Source organism: Catenovulum adriaticum (assembly GCF_026725475.1).
Lineage (GTDB): Bacteria > Pseudomonadota > Gammaproteobacteria > Enterobacterales > Alteromonadaceae > Catenovulum > Catenovulum adriaticum.
Window position 1 is genome coordinate 2,275,248 of record NZ_CP109965.1, and the last position, 20,230, is coordinate 2,295,477.

Annotated in this window: 16 protein-coding genes and 2 tRNA genes; 10 read left to right on the forward strand and 8 right to left on the reverse strand. The window is 37.7% G+C overall.

Annotation, left to right across the window (positions count from 1 at the left end; translation table 11 throughout):
* Positions 1 to 82: 82 nt before the first annotated feature.
* The 3 genes from OLW01_RS09870 to OLW01_RS09880 all read right to left on the reverse strand — a co-directional run bounded on the left by OLW01_RS09870 (position 83) and on the right by OLW01_RS09880 (position 3,427).
* Positions 83 to 940 (reverse strand): ABC transporter ATP-binding protein, encoded by an 858-nt coding sequence (locus OLW01_RS09870; RefSeq protein ID WP_428980159.1) that lies wholly within the window; start codon positions 938 to 940, stop codon positions 83 to 85.
* A 42-nt stretch (positions 941 to 982) separates the two neighbouring features.
* A complete protein-coding gene (locus OLW01_RS09875) occupies positions 983 to 1,978 on the reverse strand; it encodes an ABC transporter permease (RefSeq protein WP_268073724.1) in 996 nt (331 codons plus the stop codon).
* A 99-nt stretch (positions 1,979 to 2,077) separates the two neighbouring features.
* Positions 2,078 to 3,427 carry a CmpA/NrtA family ABC transporter substrate-binding protein gene (locus tag OLW01_RS09880; RefSeq protein WP_268076206.1) on the reverse strand — a complete coding sequence of 450 codons (1,350 nt, stop codon included), beginning with the start codon at positions 3,425 to 3,427 and terminating at the stop codon, positions 2,078 to 2,080.
* A 483-nt stretch (positions 3,428 to 3,910) separates the two neighbouring features.
* On the opposite strand from OLW01_RS09880, the gene galE reads away from it, so the two are divergent.
* From galE to OLW01_RS09895, 3 genes are all read left to right on the forward strand, one after another.
* Positions 3,911 to 4,933, forward strand: coding sequence for a UDP-glucose 4-epimerase GalE (gene galE / locus OLW01_RS09885; RefSeq protein WP_268073725.1), 1,023 nt, complete (start codon positions 3,911 to 3,913; stop codon positions 4,931 to 4,933).
* 9 nt (positions 4,934 to 4,942) lie between these two features.
* Positions 4,943 to 5,950 carry an NAD-dependent epimerase gene (locus OLW01_RS09890; protein WP_268073726.1) on the forward strand — a complete coding sequence of 336 codons (1,008 nt, stop codon included), beginning with the start codon at positions 4,943 to 4,945 and terminating at the stop codon, positions 5,948 to 5,950.
* A gap of 117 nt (positions 5,951 to 6,067) precedes the next feature.
* Entirely contained in the window at positions 6,068 to 6,916 is an 849-nt protein-coding gene (locus OLW01_RS09895; protein ID WP_268073727.1) for a DUF481 domain-containing protein, read from the forward strand.
* A gap of 78 nt (positions 6,917 to 6,994) precedes the next feature.
* Here the strand turns inward: OLW01_RS09895 and bamC are convergent, their stop codons facing one another.
* Together bamC and dapA are read right to left on the reverse strand one after the other, a co-directional pair.
* Positions 6,995 to 8,083 (reverse strand): NlpB/DapX family lipoprotein, encoded by a 1,089-nt coding sequence (bamC, locus tag OLW01_RS09900; RefSeq protein ID WP_268073729.1) that lies wholly within the window; start codon positions 8,081 to 8,083, stop codon positions 6,995 to 6,997.
* The gene (gene dapA / locus OLW01_RS09905; protein WP_268073730.1) at positions 8,076 to 8,963 is read right to left on the reverse strand and encodes a 4-hydroxy-tetrahydrodipicolinate synthase; all 888 of its coding nucleotides are present in this window, start codon (positions 8,961 to 8,963) and stop codon (positions 8,076 to 8,078) included. The genes bamC and dapA overlap by 8 nt, the downstream gene beginning before the upstream one ends.
* Positions 8,964 to 9,280: 317 nt before the next feature.
* Here dapA and bcp point away from each other — a divergent pair, with 317 nt between their 5' ends.
* Complete coding sequence (bcp, locus tag OLW01_RS09910) at positions 9,281 to 9,763, forward strand: thioredoxin-dependent thiol peroxidase (protein ID WP_268073732.1); 483 nt, start codon at positions 9,281 to 9,283, stop codon at positions 9,761 to 9,763.
* A gap of 159 nt (positions 9,764 to 9,922) precedes the next feature.
* Positions 9,923 to 11,026: a phosphoribosylaminoimidazolesuccinocarboxamide synthase gene (locus OLW01_RS09915; RefSeq protein ID WP_268073733.1), complete on the forward strand. Its 1,104-nt coding sequence runs from the start codon at positions 9,923 to 9,925 to the stop codon at positions 11,024 to 11,026.
* Positions 11,027 to 11,092: 66 nt separating this feature from the next.
* Here the strand turns inward: OLW01_RS09915 and OLW01_RS09920 are convergent, their stop codons facing one another.
* The 3 genes from OLW01_RS09920 to OLW01_RS09930 form a co-directional block, all read right to left on the reverse strand.
* Positions 11,093 to 12,175, reverse strand: coding sequence for an AI-2E family transporter (locus tag OLW01_RS09920; RefSeq protein WP_268073734.1), 1,083 nt, complete (start codon positions 12,173 to 12,175; stop codon positions 11,093 to 11,095).
* 69 nt (positions 12,176 to 12,244) lie between these two features.
* A complete protein-coding gene (gene uvrB, locus OLW01_RS09925; protein ID WP_268073735.1) occupies positions 12,245 to 14,257 on the reverse strand; it encodes an excinuclease ABC subunit UvrB in 2,013 nt (670 codons plus the stop codon).
* Between the two features lie 4 nt (positions 14,258 to 14,261).
* On the reverse strand, positions 14,262 to 15,623 hold the full coding sequence (locus tag OLW01_RS09930; RefSeq protein WP_268073736.1) for an MATE family efflux transporter: 1,362 nt from the start codon (positions 15,621 to 15,623) through the stop codon (positions 14,262 to 14,264).
* An 847-nt stretch (positions 15,624 to 16,470) separates the two neighbouring features.
* Between OLW01_RS09930 and OLW01_RS09935 the strand changes: the two genes are divergently transcribed.
* The 5 genes from OLW01_RS09935 to rsxB all read left to right on the forward strand — a co-directional run bounded on the left by OLW01_RS09935 (position 16,471) and on the right by rsxB (position 20,222).
* Positions 16,471 to 16,547, forward strand: a tRNA-Asn gene (locus OLW01_RS09935).
* A 22-nt stretch (positions 16,548 to 16,569) separates the two neighbouring features.
* Positions 16,570 to 16,646: transfer RNA gene (locus OLW01_RS09940), tRNA-Asn, on the forward strand.
* A gap of 206 nt (positions 16,647 to 16,852) precedes the next feature.
* On the forward strand, positions 16,853 to 18,775 hold the full coding sequence (locus tag OLW01_RS09945) for an EAL domain-containing protein (protein ID WP_268073738.1): 1,923 nt from the start codon (positions 16,853 to 16,855) through the stop codon (positions 18,773 to 18,775).
* 302 nt (positions 18,776 to 19,077) lie between these two features.
* A complete protein-coding gene (gene rsxA, locus OLW01_RS09950; RefSeq protein WP_268073740.1) occupies positions 19,078 to 19,662 on the forward strand; it encodes an electron transport complex subunit RsxA in 585 nt (194 codons plus the stop codon).
* The gene (gene rsxB / locus OLW01_RS09955; protein ID WP_268073742.1) at positions 19,659 to 20,222 is read left to right on the forward strand and encodes an electron transport complex subunit RsxB; all 564 of its coding nucleotides are present in this window, start codon (positions 19,659 to 19,661) and stop codon (positions 20,220 to 20,222) included. Before rsxA ends, rsxB begins: the two co-directional genes overlap by 4 nt.
* Positions 20,223 to 20,230: the final 8 nt, after the last annotated feature.

Genomic DNA, 20,230 nt, shown 5'->3' on the forward strand with positions numbered 1-20,230 from the left:
TGCATTTGTCGGCTAAAGACCCGCTACAGGTAACTGGCCTTTAATAAATCAACAACGATAATATACAAAAGTAAAGCAAGCTCTATGCCACCTGATTTTTTCCTTTTGGATTAGTCTTTTTATGTTGAGTTGATACTGGTTCAATTTTGCGTTGTTTTTCGTATAAAAATTTCAGAACCTGATGACGATAATGATTGTATTCTGGCTGGTCAGCCAGTGCTAATCTGTCTCGGGGCCTCGCTAAATCAACAGATAACACTTCGCCAACAGTCGCTGATGGGCCATTTGTCATCATCACAATACGGTCTGATAACAATACAGCTTCGTCAACATCATGCGTAATCATAATCACCGTATTACCTAAATCGGCGTGAATCTGCATTAACGAATCTTGTAAATGTGCACGAGTTAATGCATCGAGTGCACCAAAAGGTTCATCCATTAATAAAACTTTAGGTTGCATTGCGAGCGCCCTTGCAATGCCAACACGTTGCTTCATACCACCTGAAATTTCATCCGGTCTTTTATCTGCCGCATGTGTCATATGAACAAGTGCTAAATTATGATTAATCCACTCTTTCATTTGTGCTTTACTCATTTTGCCTTTAAAAACTTGCTTAACCGCCAATTCGATATTTTGATAAGCCGTTAACCAAGGCAATAATGAATGATTTTGAAATACGACCGCTCTTTCAGGTCCAGGTTGATTAACTTCTTTATTGTCTAATAAAACACCGCCATTTGTTGCTTGATATAAGCCTGCAACTATATTAAGTACCGTTGATTTACCACAGCCAGAGTGGCCAATTAAAGAGATAAACTCTCCTTTTTCAATTTTTAAATTAACGTCTTTTAAGGCGCAAAAAGGCCCTTTAGGCGTTGGAAATTCAATTCCAACTTGGGTAAATTCTAAATGTTTTGAGTGATTGCCTGAATTCATTTTTATCATTCCTTACATAATTGGGGTTAGTTTGACTAGCGACTAGCGTAGCGCAACAGATTTATCCCAGCTGACATGGCGCTGAATGGCTAACATAATCCTGTCTAGAGCAAAGCCAATCATCCCAATCACCAGCACAGCAACCATAATTCGAGCTAATGATTCTGAACTGCCATTTTGAAACTCATCCCAAACAAATTTACCTAAACCTGGATTTTGAGCTAACATTTCTGCGGCAATTAATACCATCCAGCCAATCCCTAATGACAAACGTAAACCAGTGAAAATCATAGGGATAGATGAAGGTAAAACAATTTTGATAATATGAGTCCACTTATTTAACGTTAATACTCGACTCACGTTGACTAGGTCTTGATTAATGCCAGATACCCCAACGGCTGTATTAACCAAAGTGGGCCATAAACAGCATAAACTAACGGTCAGCGCTGAAGTTAAAAAAGATTTAGAAAAAAGTGGATCATCGGTTACGTACAAAGCACTGACCACCATTGTAACCAGCGGTAACCAAGCTAATGGAGATACAGGCTTAAATAATTGAATTAAAGGGTTGATTGCCGCATAAGCATTTTGGCTCAGCCCACATAAAACACCCAGCGGTACTGCAATGAGCGATGCAATCAAAAAGCCCACCATTACGGTATATAGACTCGTCCATATTTGGTCTAAAAAGGTCGACTTACCCGTATAATCGCGAATTTTGGCATCATAAGTTGGGTCTTGAGCTAATCTAGCTTCATTGCGCTCTTGCTGACGCTGATAAAAAGCCTCTGCTTTTTCCCGTTCAGCAAAGTGCTCATCGACTAATACAGAGCTTTGCTCCAGCACTTGGACCGGGCCGGGAAACTGCCCAAGCGATGTATCAATATTTTGTGACGCTACATGCCACAAAAAGATAAACAAAGTCAGGCCAATAAAAGGTAATAATAATAGTTTAGATATTTTTTTTGCGGCATCTGTGTTCACTGCACTTTTAAATTCGAGCACTGTCACTTTGCCTATATCGGCTGCTTTAAGCATATAAATTCCTAATAATTTAACAAGATCTGATTAAGTTGATTCTGTGGCGAAACACCATTCACCACAAACTGACAGCTAAAAATGTTCACTTGCATTGATTTAAGGTTGTTGACTGCCTTTAAGCCCGATTTTAAATTGTTCTAAATACGCATTAGGTTTTGAACCATCATAAACAATGTTATCAATGAAATGTGTTTGAGCTGGTTTAAAGCCGCTTTCATTTGTAAACTCAGGAAACTCTGACGCTTTAGCTTTGCCTTCAGCAATTAAGGCCTTTGCAGCTTGTGCATAAATGTCCGGACGATACACTTTTTTAGCAATATCTTTATACCAATCATCTGATTTAGCATCAGATATTTGACCCCAACGACGCATTTGAGTTAAATACCAGATTGCATCTGAGTAATACGGATAAGTCGCGTTGTATCGAAAGAATACATTAAAATCAGGTACATCTCGGGTATCGCCTTTTTCATATTCAAAAGTCCCTGTCATGCTATTGGCAATGACTTCATAATCGGCACCTACATACTGACTCTTGGCTAAGATTTTAACCGCTTCAGAACGGTTCTTATTGTTGTTTTCATCTAACCACATAGCGGCGCGGATCATAGCTTTAACGACTCGAATATGCGTATTAGGGTATTTATCAGCCCAACCTTTACTGACCCCAAATACTTTTTCTGGGTTATTTTTCCAAATTTCGTAGTCAGTCACGACAGGCACACCTATGCCTTTAAATACAGCTTGTTGGTTCCATGGTTCACCTACGCAATAACCATAAATAGTGCCAGCTTCCATGGTGGCAGGCATTTGTGGTGGAGGTGTTACCGATAATAATGCATCAGCTTGCAACTGACCGGTAATGTCCCCTTTGTGCGGTGCATAATAACCAGGATGAATACCACCCGCAGCTAGCCAGTATCTCAACTCATAATTGTGAGTAGATACCGGAAAAACCATGCCCATGTTAAAAGGTTTACCTTGAGCCTGATATTTTTCAACAATAGGTTTAAGCGCATCCGCCTTAATTGGGTGAACAGGTTTACCATTTTCATGCGGCACTAACGGCTTCATTTGTTTCCAAATATCATTAGAAACTGTAATCGCGTTGCCATTTAAATCCATACTAAATGCGGTAATAATATCGGCTTTAGTGCCAAACCCAATTGTGGCTCCTAAAGGCTGACCCGCTAACATATGTGCACCATCAAGTTGGCCATCGATCACTCTGTCTAATAAGACTTTCCAGTTGGCTTGTGCTTCTAACGTGACATATAAACCTTCGTCTTCGAAATAACCTTTCTCATAAGCTATAGCAAGTGGCGCCATGTCGGTTAATTTGATAAAGCCAAATTTTAATTCTTCTTTTTCTGGCCAACCGACATCCGCTGCAATACTGCTGGGTGTTATCGTACTCCCCACAGCTAATGAAAGTGCAATCGACATTGATTTTAAGTTATTCATCCACTTTGATGTAAATTTCATTTGTATCTCCAATTTCCCAAAAAAAAAAGCTCACACCAATCTGGTATATAAATACAAGATTGGTGTGAGCTTCGTTGCCGCATCGTTAAAGCGTTTATGTCACTAGACAAAAAATCACTATTTTAATAAATGTGATCTGCCCGTTTTTATTGTTTCTTTAATTTAGGTTTAATTTAAATTGAGGTTTTAGGCTACTGCCATCATTGGCAATATAATTTTTAACTCAACAAATACAAAGCAATCCACATGCCACAAGTTAAAATAACAATAAAATCATAAATATATATAAAATCATTAAGCATAATTACCCATTATAAAAATCAAATAGGTGCAAAAAAATGAACATTACGCACTAATTAAGAGTCAAAGTTCTTAGCCTTATTACTGATAATTCGTTAAACTTGCTTAAATTAAGGCCATTATATTAAATTAAAGGAATAGGTTATGAGCTCTACAATATTAGTAACAGGTGGCGCCGGCTATATTGGCAGTCACACCGTGTTAGAACTACTTAATCAAGGCGATCAGGTCATAGTAGTTGATAATTTAAGTAACGCTTCAGAAGAAGCTTTAGAGCGAGTAAAAAAAATAACAGGTAAACATGTTGTTTTTTTTCAAGCAGATATCTTAGACAAGCCTGCACTAAGTCAAATTTTTAAACATAACAATATTGATGCCGTGATTCACTTTGCCGGCTTAAAAGCCGTGGGTGAAAGCACTCAAATTCCACTTACCTACTATCACAATAATGTCACAGGCACGATAACCTTATGCCAAGTAATGGCAGAGTTTAATGTGAAATCACTGGTCTTTAGCTCTTCTGCTACGGTTTATGGCGATCCGGCTGCATTACCGTTAGTTGAATCGATGCCAACTGGCATACCAACCAATGCGTATGGCCATTCAAAATTAATGATTGAAGAAATTTTACGTGATTTAGCAGAATCGGACCCAAGTTGGCGTATTGCTATTTTACGTTACTTTAATCCGATAGGTGCCCATGAATCAGGCTTAATTGGTGAAGATCCTAACGGCATTCCAAACAATTTAATGCCATTTATTACCCAAGTCGCCGTTGGCCGACGAGATAAACTCAGTATATTTGGTAATGATTACAACACCAAAGATGGCACTGGCGTAAGAGATTATATTCATGTTGTCGATTTAGCGTTAGGACATTTAAAAGCATTAGATAAATTAAAATCAGACTCTGGTGTATTTACTTATAATTTAGGAACAGGAACGGGTTATTCGGTGCTTGAAATGGCGACTGCATTTGAAAAAGTATCCCAGCAACCTATTCCTTATGAAGTCGTAGATCGTCGTCCTGGTGATGTCGCTGCCTGTTACGCTGATGCAAGCGCTGCAAAAGCAGAGTTAAACTGGTCAGCACAATATGAACTTGAAAGAATGTGTCAAGATAGCTGGCGCTGGCAAAAAAACAACCCTAACGGGTATAAACAATAAGAGCACACTATGAAATTTTTAATTACAGGTGCCGCCGGTTTTATTGGTTTTCACACCGCGTTAAAGCTATTACAACAAGGTCATCAAGTGGTTGGTATAGATAACTTGAATGACTATTACTCCGTAAAATTAAAAGAAGATAGGCTTGCCGAACTCGCACCCTACTCTGAATTTAAATTTATCAAACTCGATTTGGCTAATAGAGAAGGCATGGCTGAGCTGTTTAAAAAGGAACAGTTTGAACAAGTCATTCATTTGGCTGCTCAAGCCGGCGTTAGATACTCAATTGATAACCCATTTGCTTACGCAGATGCAAACTTAATTGGTCACTTGAGTATATTAGAAGGCTGTCGCCATAACCAAGTTAAGCATTTAGTTTACGCATCCAGCAGCTCTGTATACGGGCTCAACGAAAAAATGCCTTTTGATACCTCTGACTCAGTCGATCATCCGGTTTCGCTTTATGCTGCAACCAAAAAATCGAATGAACTAATGAGCCATACCTATGCCCATTTATATGGCATACCAACCTCGGGTTTAAGGTTTTTTACGGTTTATGGCCCTTGGGGCCGCCCAGACATGGCTTTATTTAAATTTACAAAAGCGATGCTCGATGGTAAAGCTATCGATATTTATAACAATGGCGATATGGCCCGAGATTTTACTTATATTGACGACATTGTTGAAGGTATTCTAAGAGTAGCTCGTAAACCGCCAAGTGCGAATGCAAATTGGAAGCCGGAAGCTGGCTCTGCTAAAGATAGCTCTGCGCCTTATTATATTTATAATATAGGCAATGGCTCACCTGTTAAGCTAATGGATTTTGTAAAAGCCATTGAAGATGCTATTGGTATTGAAGCAAGTAAGAACTTTATGCCCATGCAACCTGGCGATGTTTATAAAACTTGGGCTGATACTCAAGATTTAGAAACCATAACAGATTACAAGCCGCAAGTAGGCGTTAAACAAGGCGTTAACGCTTTTGTTGATTGGTATCGCACTTATTATCAAGTTTAAAACTTTACATAAGTGTGAACTTTTTTTGAAAAAATAATGAGCTTATCATTGAGGTTTGAGCAGAAGTCTTTAGAATTACGATTTTTGCTTGAACCCTAAAATGTACCTATATATCTAATGAAACTAAAACTCTCGTTCGCAATTGCTTGTGCTTTAACAAGCCATTCAGTATATGCAAAACAAGGACAGGACAAATTAGGCAGTTTTGTCGCCTCCGTTGAAGTCGGCTACATAATGACGTCTGGCACAAACAAAAACGACTCAACTTCCACCATAGTTAAATTTGATATAGGTAATGAAACAGAATCATTCCGTAATCAATTTGCGTTTGACTCCACATTTAAAGAAGACGAAGTTAGCTATACCGACGATAACAATGAGGAAAAAAAACGTAAAAAAACAACTAAAGAAAAGTATTTCGCTTCTGTCCAAACAAACTATAAAGTTAATCGCGAAGGCGATGCTATATTAGCCTTCGCCTCGTACGAGTCTGATCGCTTTTCTGCGTTTCATTACCAAACTTCAATAGCAACGGGTTATAATACTCGAGTATTAGATTCAAAAACGGGCTTTTTAGACCTATCTATTGGTCCTGGCTATGCATTTGATAGCTTACGCGTTTATACCAATGATGAAGGTCAGCGTGTCAATGCTGATAATGTTTTAATATACGATGATAATGGGGCTATAACTTACCCTAAAGATGATTATGAAAACCGCAAGCAAATGATTTGGCGTGGTGCTGTTACTTACCAGCGAAAAATTATGGAAAACATTAATTTTAAATCAGCTTACTCAATTGAAAAAGGCAACTATAATACAAAATCGGTTTTTGAAACGGCTTTAACCATGCAAGTAAATGGTTCATTATCGTTAAAAGCTGCTGTCAAAAATAAAAAGAACACCAATGAAGGGATAACGACAGACGATAAACGTAATTCAGTGACTTTAGTCTATAACTTCTAAAAACCGTTAATCGCTTTGCAGACATAAAAAAACCGCAAATAAATGCGGTTTTTTTATGTCTGCAAACTTATCGCTATACTATTCTAAGTTTTCAGCAAAACGCTCTGATAATTTTTGATACACTTTATCTAACTGCTTTTCTGTTAAAGGATCGAGTGTAATATCATTAAATACTACAGCGGTTTTGTCACCAGCACGAATAACTTCAATCACGTAACTGCCTTTTTTCAAACCCAGTAGCTGTTCATTTTTGCCAACTAGATTAGACCAAAAGCCCGTATTATCAGACTTAGCACGTGCATAAATGCGACCTTGGATTTTATTTAAATCCGTCATTAACATTTCATAATGATCAAGTGCATCTATTATACGTACCCAAGCGTGTTCATAAGGAACATCTAAAATAAAGGCGTCATCTCCGTTTGGAGCTTGACCACGCTCCATATTAAAGCCTTTAACGTATTCTGTACGTCTGTTTTCAGCATCTAATCTAAGGCGATATTCAAAATGACCTACAATTGCATTAACCATTTCGGTTTCAACGGCTTGGTCACTAAACACCTGATGCATAGGATCATTTTCTTTAACGGCTTGACGTTCAACTAATTTAACTTTTACCTGACCAGAACGTCCGTGCGGTTTCATTTTTACTTCAAACTGGTATTTTTGACGTTCAACCAAATGGGAGTTAGTCCATAAGCCCCAACCAGTTTCTCGCTCAACTTCAACCCAATCGGTTAATAACACCTGAGCATTTTTGTCATAACTTAATACATCTACGTCATTTTTATCCAGATAGCCATTAATAGCATTCCAAATTGCCTGATTTAAATTATCAATTTGCTCAGTTTGCTCAAACCATATTGTTGAACGTGGATCGTTGTCATCAATATGGCTGGCAGTCACAATAGGCGCAATTAAGCGGGGTGGAAAAATAGAAATTTTATTACCAACTTGGCCATCTAATTGTGATTGATGATCAATATAATAATCTTGTTTAACTTGTGCCGAGCTAAGGTTTTCTGGCACTTTAATAGGCTCTTTAAGCTGAGCGTCAGTGTAATTAAAATCACCATCTGCTTTATTAGGCTTACCAGCGCACGCTGCCAATAATGCACTGCAGGCAGCCAAACTCGTCCATTTTAATAAGCGCTTTGTTTTATGCATGTATAAAACCTGATTGTTGTAAAGCTTGTTCGATTACTAATTTTGAATTTGGTTCCGGCTCAAGTAGCGGTAAGCGGAAAATACATTCAGGAATCAACCCCATACGGAACAATGCCCATTTAACTGGAACCGGATTAGATTCAACAAATAATTTTTGGTGTAAAATTAAAATTTTCTCATCAATTACTTTTGCTTCGTCATATTTGTCTTGCTTAATCAGCTCGCAAATATTAGAGACTTCACTTGGTGCAACATTAGCTGTAACAGAAATTACCCCATGTCCACCCGCTTGTAAAAATGCTAATGAGGTTTCATCATCACCACTGAGTAAACTAAAATCATCACTCACTAACGCTTTTATTTCATGTAAGCGGTCTATGCTGCCAGTCGCTTCCTTAATACCAATAATTTTGTCATGTTGGCTTAACTCAGCAACTGCTGGGGGTAGCATGTCTACCGCAGTTCGTCCTGGTACATTATATAAAATTTGTGGAATATGGCTGCTATTAGCGATTGCTTCAAAATGTTTTATCAAGCCACGTTGTGACGGCTTATTATAATAGGGCGTTACACATAAAAAAGCATCAATACCAGATAGCTGGCTCATTCGCAGTGTCAATTCAACCGCTTCAGAAGTTGAGTTAGCACCGTTACCTGCTATAACTTTCACTCTGTTGTTGGCTGTTTTAACAACTGTTTCAACGACTTTCACGTGCTCATCCACAGGTAATGTGGCTGATTCGCCCGTTGTACCAACCGCAACTATGCCATCAGTGCCAGCTTGAACATGAAATTCAACTAATTTTTCAAGTGTTTGGTAATCCACCTCGCCATTTTTATGCATAGGTGTAATTAGCGCAACAATACTTCCTCGGATCATTTAATGCCCCCATAAAATCAAGCGTTCTATGGTACTGTTGAGCGCTAAAAAAGACAATATGAATGCAGCATTTGAGGTAAATTAATCTTAAATATTTACATTTTTTGGTAAAAACACCGCGTTTTCCATGAAAATAGCCTAAATCCATACAAGGTAAATTAATCATTTTTGCGTAAATGCGATGCAGACTGTCTGGAAACTACAGCTTAAATTAATATTTCGGATGTCATCCCTTTGCTATCCTATCTGACAGCAAAATATAAAATTTGTTATCATTGCTTAACCAACCTAACAAAGCAGTAAGGAAATAATTGAATATGAAAACATTAACCGAAGGCCAAGCGGCACCAAAATTTGAATTACTTAACCAAGCACAACAAACTATTAAGCTAACGGATCTCATTAAAACTCATAAAGTATTAGTTTATTTTTATCCAAAAGCACTTACTCCTGGCTGTACCACACAAGCTTGTGGATTACGTGACACGATAGCCGAACTTGAAGCTCAAAATACTAAAGTGGTTGGTATTAGCCCTGATCAACCTGAAAAGCTAGCTAAGTTTGTTGACAAACATGACCTTAACTTTGATTTGTTGGCAGATCCTGATCATGCGGTTGCCGATGGGTTTGGTGTTTGGGGATTAAAGAAATTTATGGGTAAAGAATACGACGGTATTCACCGTATCAGTTTTTTAGTCGGTAAAGATGGCAACGTTGAACATGTTTTTAATAAATTTAAAACCAAAGACCACCACCAAGTTGTGCTTGATTATTTAACCTCTAGCCAAGATCGCGAGTAATTATCTACCCCTGTAGCAATGCAAGGTTAATTGATGATGCTAGTTGGCGTTGTTAACCTTGTTTGGTATTATTGCCACACATTTCAATTCAAGTTAAATCCATTAAAAACTTAGATTTAACTTGAAGCTGCCCACAGTGATTTATAGGAATTTTGATTAATGAACCTTGCTGATAAAGTATTAGCAGTCAACGATGATTTGCCAATTCGAACCGACAAGCCAGTTCACAGCGGAAAAGTTCGCTCTGTTTATTGGTTAACACCACAAGACAGCCGCCGCTTAATAAAAGAAAAAGGCTACCCTGTCCGCGAAGATGCACCCCTTGCGATAATGGTGATCAGTGATCGAATTTCAGCTTTTGATTGCATTTGGCACGGTGAACAAGGTATGCAAGGCGTTCCGGGTAAAGGCGCCGCATTAAATGCAATTTCTAATCATTGGTTTAAATTATTTAAACAACAAGGCCTGGCCGATAGCCATATTTTGGATATTCCTCACCCGTTTGTGTGGATCGTGCAAAAAGCAAAGCCGGTTAAAATTGAAGCTATTTGTCGCCAGTATATTACGGGATCTATGTGGCGAGCATACAATAAAGGCGAACGAAATTTTTGTGGTATAAAATTACCAGAAGGTTTGACTAAAGATCAAAAATTACCTGAGCTTTTAATCACACCTTCAACCAAAGGCATACTAAAAGGCATTCCAAATGTACCTGAAGTCGACGATGTCAATATTACACGCGACGACATTCAAAACAATTTCGCAGCATTTAATTTTTCTAACCAAGCTGATATTCAAACCTATGAAAATTTATTAACGCAAGGCTTTGATGTGATTAGCAATGCTTTAGCTCAGCTAGATCAAATATTTGTCGATACCAAGTTTGAATTTGGCTATGTAGAAGATGAAAACGGACAAGAAAAACTCATTTATATGGATGAGGTAGGCACGCCTGATTCTTCGCGAATATGGGATGGAACAGCTTATCAAAATGGTGACATTGTTGAAAACTCTAAAGAAGGTTTTCGTCAATTGTTGTTAAATCACTTTCCAGATCCTGATATTTTATTAAATAAAGATCGAATGAATGAGCGCAGCGAATTGGCTAAAAACAACGCTTTACCAGTGGATGTTTTAATGGATGTTTCGCAAGTTTATGTTGGTATTGCTGAAAAAATAACGGGTGAAAAGCTCAATTTATCTGATAACCCTAAAGCTGAAATTATTGATATTTTACGTAATCAATATGGGCTTATTGATTAAATTTTTAGATAAGCCATAGTGCTCACTATGGCTTATATTTTTCGCTTTAGCTTTGCAGCGTTTGAATTAACTCTTGCCAACTGGGCTTTGCATCTGGCTTGCGTCATAACTAGTTGGCCATGCGTTAATAACCGCTTTCACCAAGGTTGCTAACGGGATGGCAAAAAACACCCCCCAAAATCCCCACACACCGCCAAAAAACAATACAGCCACTATAATAAATACAGGGTGCAAATTAACCGCTTGCGAAAACAATATTGGCACAATCACATTGCCATCAATCGCTTGAATAATACCGTAAGCAATCATGACATACCAAAACTCTGGGCTCACTCCAAATTGAAATAAGGCAACAATACCAACTGGCACTGTGACCACGGCTGCACCAATATAAGGTATTAATACAGACAAACCCACTGCAACCCCTAATAATACGGCATAGCGTAAATCAAGCAATAAAAAAGTAATAACCGAGACGCTACCCACAATTAAAATTTCAATCACTTTGCCTTGAATATAATTTCCAATTTGCTGATTCATTTCCGCCCATACTTTTATGGCTAAACGTCGTTTTTTAGGCATCAAAAACATGACTTGGCGTAATAGCGTTTCTTTGTCGGCCAACATAAAAAAAACTAATAAAGGCACTAATACTAAGTAAATAAGTAAAGTGACTACCGTAACAATTGAGTTTAAAGATGCCGTTAATAAACCTTTACTAGATTCAACAAATTGCTCATTGATCGAGGCAGTCACCGCTTTTATCTGTTCGGCGTTAATCACATCTTGATATTCTGGGATATTCAATAAATAATCCTGACCTTGCTGGATTATATTCGGAATTTCATTAATTAAATTAAGCAATTGATGCCATATAAGTGGGGTGAGCCCTAAAAACGAAATAATACACAAGCAAATAAAAACAACGACTACGGCTCCTACCGCTAAACTCCGCCTAACGCCTAAACAGGTTAGATGACTAATTGGCCATTCTAATAAATAAGCGATCACTAACGCGACAATGACAGGCGCTAAAATATCCCCGAGCAATACTAAACCAAAAAATATAAAGACTAATATCAGCGCCAGAGTAATTGCATCCGGATCTGAAAAGCGTTTGTGATACCAATTTATAATAAAGTCTAACACTGTTGTTTCCTGTTTATTTGTATTGCGTCCAAGACGGCAATTTACTTTATCGCTAACGCTTCTAATTACTTACACTTTAAGTAATTCTTGTTGTAGATCATGAATATCATCTCTTAATTTAGCAGCTTGTTCAAACTCTAAATTACGCGCATGTTCAAACATATCTGCTTCTAATTTTTTAATTTCTTTACTTATTTCAGCCGCATTATTTAATTTATACTGAGCTTTTTTATCAGCAACCTTACGCAGCTTAACCTGCCCTGTTTTAACATCATTCGCCGCATCACCTAAATCCATTACATCAGTAATTTTTTTATTCAAAGCTTGCGGGGTAATACCATTTTCTAAATTAAATGCAGTTTGTTTTTCGCGACGCCGATCTGTTTCATCTATTGCTTTGCGCATCGACTTAGTGATTTTATCAGCATATAAAATCGCTTTGCCGTTTAAGTTTCGGGCAGCACGTCCCATTGTTTGAATGAGCGATCGTTCTGAACGTAAAAACCCTTCCTTATCGGCATCTAAAATAGCAACCAGAGAAACCTCTGGCATATCTAAGCCTTCACGTAGTAAGTTAATACCAACTAACACATCAAATTTACCTAGTCGTAAATCACGAATAATTTCCATTCTTTCAACGGTATCTATATCTGAATGCAAGTAGCGCACTTTAATATCGTGTTCACTTAAATAATCAGTTAAATCTTCCGCCATCCGCTTGGTTAAAGTTGTCACTAAAACACGCTCACCCATTGCAATACGCAATCTAGCTTCTGACATTAAGTCATCCACTTGGGTATTAACAGGTCTAACTTCAATGGCGGGATCAACTAAACCTGTTGGTCTAACAACCTGCTCCGCGACTTCACCATTTGATTTTTCAAGTTCATAGGGACCCGGCGTTGCTGATACAAAAATGCTTTGCGGCATTAAGCTTTCAAATTCTTCAAATTTAAGTGGTCGGTTATCTAACGCCGAAGGCAATCTAAACCCGTATTCAACTAAGTTTTCTTTACGTGCTCTGTCGCCTTTGTACATAGCGCCAATTTGCGGAACGGTCACGTGAGACTCATCAATGATCATCAAACCATCTGCTGGCAAATAATCAATTAAAGTGGGCGGCGGCTCGCCATTATCACGACCAGACAAATACCGAGAGTAATTTTCAATGCCGGAGCAATAACCCAGCTCTAACATCATTTCTAAATCATATTGCGTTCTTTGAGTAATTCTTTGCTCTTCGATTAACTTATTATTGTCTAATAATTGCTGGCGTCGTTGCTTAAGTTCGGCTTTAATTTGCTCAATCGCATCAACAATTTTTTCGCGTGGTGTAACATAGTGAGTTTTGGGGTAGATAGTTGCACGTGCCAAATTACGAAAAACTTCACCGGTTAACGGATCAAACTCTCTAATTTGTTCTAGCTCTTCATCAAATAATTCAACTCGAATTGCATTTCGTTCCGAATCTGCCGGAAAAATATCAATTACATCGCCCCTAACTCGGTATGTACCTCGTTGAAAATCTATATCGTTACGAGTGTATTGAAGCTCGGCTAACCGGCGTAATATCGCCCTTTGATCTAAAATATCACCTTGGCGTAAATGCAATAGCATCTGCATATAGGATTGAGGGTCACCCAAGCCATAAATTGCTGATACAGATGCAACAATAATAACGTCTCGTCTTTCTAATAAAGCTTTCGTTGCCGACAAACGCATTTGTTCAATGTGATCATTTATCGACGCATCTTTTTCAATAAACGTATCTGTTGAAGGCACGTAGGCTTCAGGCTGATAATAATCATAATAAGATACAAAATATTCGACCGCATTATTGGGGAAAAATTCTTTCATTTCACCATAAAGCTGTGCTGCCAAGGTTTTATTAGGCGCCATCAGAATTGCTGGCCGGCCTAATTTTGCAATCATACTGGCTACGGTAAAAGTTTTTCCTGAACCCGTAACACCGAGTAAGGTTTGATGTGCTAAACCCGCATCAATCCCATCTACCAGTTGCGCAATTGCTTTAGGTTGATCACCCGCGGGGCTATAATGAGAGACTAATTCAAATGATTTCATTGATTTAAGCCTTTGATGTTATTTGAATTTGTTTAAAGTAATGATTAAAACGCATAAAAGATACGCTTGCCATAAGTAAATTAGCAATCACGCATGCGGCAAATAAGCCGACAATACCACCCACTAAACCACCAATATAAGCAAATGGCACATAAAAAACAAACAAACGCAGGATACTTAGCTGCACAGAGATCATAGGTTGATGCAATGCATTAAATGACGAGTTCGTTAAAATAACAATCCCCTGCAAACCATAACCTACAGGTAAAATCCAAATAAAAATACAAATCAGATGCTGTACTTTTTCATTATCTGAAAACGCATCTGCAATCCAAGGCGCGCAAACAGCCAGTAAAACGTAAACCCCGAGTTGCCAAAATAATACAAAACGACAACTCATTTTATAAGCTTGTTGAACTCGTTTTGTTTGGTTAGCGCCTAAATTTTGGCTAATAAAAGGTGGCAGTGTCATCGATAAAGCTAATACCAGCATACTTGCAATTGATTCTATTCGTTGTCCAACCCCAAAAGCAGCAACGGCTTCGTGACCATATTGTGCGATAATCGCAGTTAAAATACTCATAGCTAACGGTGTTAGCATGCTCGCACCTGAAGCAGGCAAGCCAATTTTTAAAATAGCAATAACTGATAATTTTAACTTGTCAAAAGCAGGGATAGCTAATTCAACCAAACCTCGCTGAACCGTTAATAAATAGATAATAAGTGAACTACTCACGATCCAAGCGGCAACACTTGCAAAAGCAGCACCTTGAATGCCCATTGCGGGTACAGGACCCCAACCAAAAATGAGTATAGGATCGAGTACAGCGTTAATGAATCCGCCCAACGCCATTATGATACCCGGCGTTTTAGTATCGCCAGAGGCCCGTAAAATAGCATTACCTATCATAGGTAAAGTTAAAAAGACGGCGCCCAAATACCAAATTTGCATATAGTCATGAATATGATTGAGGGTATTAGCTTCGCTTCCTAACAAAATAAATAATGGGTCAATTGTTAAATAACCCAGTACAGCTAAACCAATCACTAAAACGGTAGATAAAATTAATGCACTACACCCTTGTATTTGTGCTTTATCTTCTTGGCCACTACCCAGCGTTTTGGCAATAACAGCAGAGGTACCCACCCCTAAACCTATGGTTAAACTAATCAGGGTAAATGTAATCGGAAAGGTGAAACTTACCGCGGCTAGCTCGTCCGTTCCTATTAAGCCAATAAAAAAAGTATCAACTAAATTAAATGACATTAATGCAACCATGCCCATCATCATAGGAATTGTCATTTTTGTTAAAGTTGACTTAATAGGCTGAGTTAACAAGTCATTTCGTTTTTTATCTGTCGGCACGGCTAAATCCAATAATCCAGAATATGGGAGCGCGATAGTTTAAGTGATCCATAAACTAAGTGCCATGATTTATAGTAACTCAGTATAGTTAACTGACCATTAGCGCTTATTAATCTTTATTTTTTTGTTTTAAATGTCATTGTAATAACTCAGTTTATTAACCTTACCCAAACAAATTGAACTTGAGATAAATATTTTAGCGTATTAATTGGCCTATTTATTGAATATTTAATCAATCCTTTAGTCATGATATGCACAAGAGCTAGAAATATTTGAACGTCAATACCTCCAAAAACAGAAAACCTCGCCTAAAAACACGTAAGTTATTGATTATAAATTAAAAATATTTTTTTAATTATTTTTCAGTTATTTTTATTGACACAGTAACCACGCGGCTTAGACCCAGATATTCAAACTTATAAACATAGTTATCCACAGTTTTAGTGGATAACCAAAGCCAGCCCTTGAATTACCTAGCTTTGCACAAAGCAAACTGTTTTTTTTAACAGTATTTCAATATTTTTAATTGACATCAGGTCATCTCATTTATGTCAATTACACTAAAAAATGCACCAATTTAAGGCAATTTAAAATCAACTAACCACCTTAAATAATGACATTTGTTACACCTTTAATAATTATAAATAATCCACGCTTAACTAAAACTAAAAATTAGCTTATGTACTTACGTGAGCAAAACTTGTATAAATAAACAACGAGATGTATAAAAACAAATCAACAAAGATGATATTTTAATCATTTAGTATTTTTTTAGTAATTTTAATAAAAACTTTGTTGACAGCGACACTGAGTATCATTAAGATGCGCCCCCGTTGACAGAGACAATTCCCCCTTAGCTCAGTTGGTTAGAGCGACGGACTGTTAATCCGCAGGTCCCCCGTTCGAGTCGGGGAGGGGGAGCCAATTTGTCAGCAAATAAAGTTATTCCCCCTTAGCTCAGTTGGTTAGAGCGACGGACTGTTAATCCGCAGGTCCCCCGTTCGAGTCGGGGAGGGGGAGCCAACTTTACTTTTGGCTCACTTCTATTATCACCTTATTACTATCACAACACTTGTGAATTTCCGCTAAACTCATTAAAATCATCTTTTAAGTAATTCATTTTTAATCAATTATTTTAACTAATCACGCTCATTTATGATTAGCAACTTTAATTATTGTATTAAAAATAATTTAATGCGTGTTTGAAAATTAACGGAGTCTCCAGGTACATGAGCATTTTAAGACGGATTTTTCTACATAATATACTGGCTGGTATTCTTTTTAGCTTGATATTGTGCTTTTGTATTGGTCAATACATATCCGGTACACTGAATTTACAACAACAAAATCATATTCAGACCATTAAATCGTTAAGTACCTCAACCGACTCTAACCAACCTAAAGAGTTAATAAAAACCCTTAAAAGCCAATTTGCCTATCAGCATTTAAAAATTGTATCTAACGATGGCACAGTATTACATCAATATGCACCTCAAGATCCAATCGATACATTCAGTCAGCAATGGATGTTATGGTTTAATCAAGCGCCTACAGAAGTTGATTTCACCGCCGAAAATGGCCAATACAATATTCACTTTACCTTAGCTTTCATTAAAGAATTTAAACAAACTGATCGCTTTATTTTCTTAAGCGTAACCCTTATTTTTGTGCTTTTACTATTTACTAGCTTTATAACCCTATTAAACATTAAAAAAAGCATCGCCAAGACAGCTAATCAATTTAAAGCACAGCTCAATAATGATAACGCTTTGCCAGTAGCGCAATTCAATTCAGAATCGATTCCAAAAGAGTGTTTGCCTTTAGTCGAGCCTTTAAATCAAATTCACCAAAAATCTCGACAAGAAATTGAACAATGGAAATCATCTGCCGAAAGTTTACAAGTTGAAGCAAAAATTGATGAATTGACTGGTCTTGCCAATCGTAATTGCTTTTTAGATTTTTTAAAACAAGAGCTAACTGATGTTTCCGCCGACAAATTTGGCATATTGGCTATTATCAGAGCCACTGAACTACAATCGATAAACCAGTCTCGTGGTTACCATGAAGGTGATGAATATATAAATGCCATTGCGCAAGCTTTAACGCGAGTTAGCAATAGCTATAAAGGGGCCTGCTTATACCGAATTAACGGCGCTGACTTTGCTATGGTTGCGCCTCACATCACCTTAAAAGAAGCGGATAATCTGGCGAAGAGTTTAACGGGTCGTTTAACGGAGTTGCAAAAAATATTTGAAACCAACAGTATTGCCTATTCAGGCATTGTCGGCTATGAATCTAATGATGATCTGTCTGAATTGCTTGCCCTTGCCGATACCGGTATAAACTTAGCTCAAACCAAAACAGCGAATGCTTGCCATATTCAAAATGATAAGTCGGTATTAAACAATGTTAGCTCAAAATATGGTAGCCAAAATTGGCGAGATATTATTGAAGATGTGCTAGTGAATCAAAGAGTGATACTGTTTGCACAACCCATCCAACCGACCAATAAAAGTACAAAAGTCTATTCGGAAATTTTAGCTCGATTTTCAAATAAAGATGGTCAGGTGATGCCTACGCATTCATTTATTGCAATGGCTGAACGTATGGACAAAATTATAGCCATTGACCGCCTGATCATTGAATGCACTATCAATCTAATAAAACAAAAAAACTTAGTAAACCAAAGCTTTGCAATTAATTTAACGGCAAAATCTGCGCACGATGAACAGTTTGTAATTTGGTTAGAGCGTCGTTTATTACGCGAAACTGGCGTTGCCGCCAAATTAGTATTTGAATTAACGGAGTTTGGTTTACAACAAAATGCCGCTGCATCCAAACGATTTGTCAGCATGCTTCATCGAAGCGGTGCGCGCATAACAGTTGAACGCTTTGGTATTGGCTTTACCTCATTTAAGTTTTTTAGAGAGTTAAAACCTGATTTTATCAAGTTAGATGGTAGTTACAGCCGCAACATTGATGAAGATAAAAATAATCAATATTTTGTTCGAATTTTAATTGATTTAGCGCATCGAATCGGTGTGAGTGTGCTTGCTGAAAGTGTTGAAACTGAAATTGAAAAACATACGTTAGAAAAAATATTTATCGATGGTACTCAAGGTTACTTTATCGGCAAACCAACTGAACTTTAAAACGAATTAAACTTTAATACATCAACAGGGGCGCTATACTCTTTAGTGCCTCTTAATCAAAAGCGCATTCGTAAAGCTAAACATTGGTAGAATAAGCTGTATCACAGCCCAAATTAATCCATTAGCCAAAATAAAGCTGAAATAATTTAAAAACCTTATGCCGCACGAGTTGTTATCTTCACACTAAAACCGGATAATAGCGCCTCTTAATTTTTACGACTTTAGTTAGGTACGGTGCTTATCATCTAATTTACCTTACCGTTTTGCTTAACGACGAATCAATAATATACATTTGCTAAATTATGACAGATTATTTTTTATTATTTATTGCCACTGTGCTGGTCAATAACTTTGTGTTAGTCAAATTTCTGGGTTTATGTCCATTTATGGGCGTTTCAGGCAAAGTAGAAACTGCGATAGGCATGTCTTTGGCAACAACGTTTGTACTAACACTTGCATCTATCGCCAGTTATTTAATTGACCATTATATTTTATACCCGCTCGATTTAGCATTTCTACGCACACTTGCATTTATTTTAGTGATTGCTGTGGTTGTGCAATTTACTGAAATGGTCGTACACAAAAGTAGCCCAAGTTTATATCGCTTATTGGGCATATTTTTACCGCTCATAACGACCAATTGCGCGGTGTTAGGGGTTGCATTGTTAAATATCAATGAAAAACACAATTTAATTGAATCTGCTATTTATGGCTTTTCAGCGGCTATCGGCTTTTCGCTAGTGCTTATTTTATTTTCAGCCATGCGTGAACGGCTTGCTGCTGCCGATATCCCCTCCCCGTTTAAAGGCTCAGCTATTGCTATGGTCACCGCTGGTTTAATGTCATTAGCTTTTCTTGGATTTACAGGACTGATTAAGCTCTCATGATTTTGTTATATTCTTTATTAGCGTTAGGACTCATTGCACTCATTTTTGGGGCAGTCTTAGGCTATGCCAATATTCGATTTAAAGTCGAAAGTGATCCTTTAGTTGATCAAATCGACGAAATATTGCCGCAAACCCAATGCGGACAATGCGGCTACCCAGGTTGTAAGCCTTATGCACAAGCCATTGCAGATGGCGACGACATTAATAAGTGCCCGCCTGGCGGTGACTCCACTATCAAAAAACTGGCTGATTTGACCGGTAAAGAAGTTAAACCGTTAGCGGGCAGTGAAGAAAACGATACCGCCGAGCCTGTCAAAAAAGTGGCTTACATAAGAGAAGCTGAATGTATAGGCTGCACAAAATGCATTCAAGCTTGCCCAGTAGACGCTATTCTCGGCGCTGCAAAACAAATGCATACTGTTATTATTGATGAATGTACTGGCTGTGACCTTTGTGTTGACCCCTGCCCAGTTGATTGCATCGATATGTTGCCACTGGAAACAAAGCCTGAAAATTGGCGTTGGCAACTTAACACCATTCCCGTTAAACAAATTCAATAATGCTAGAT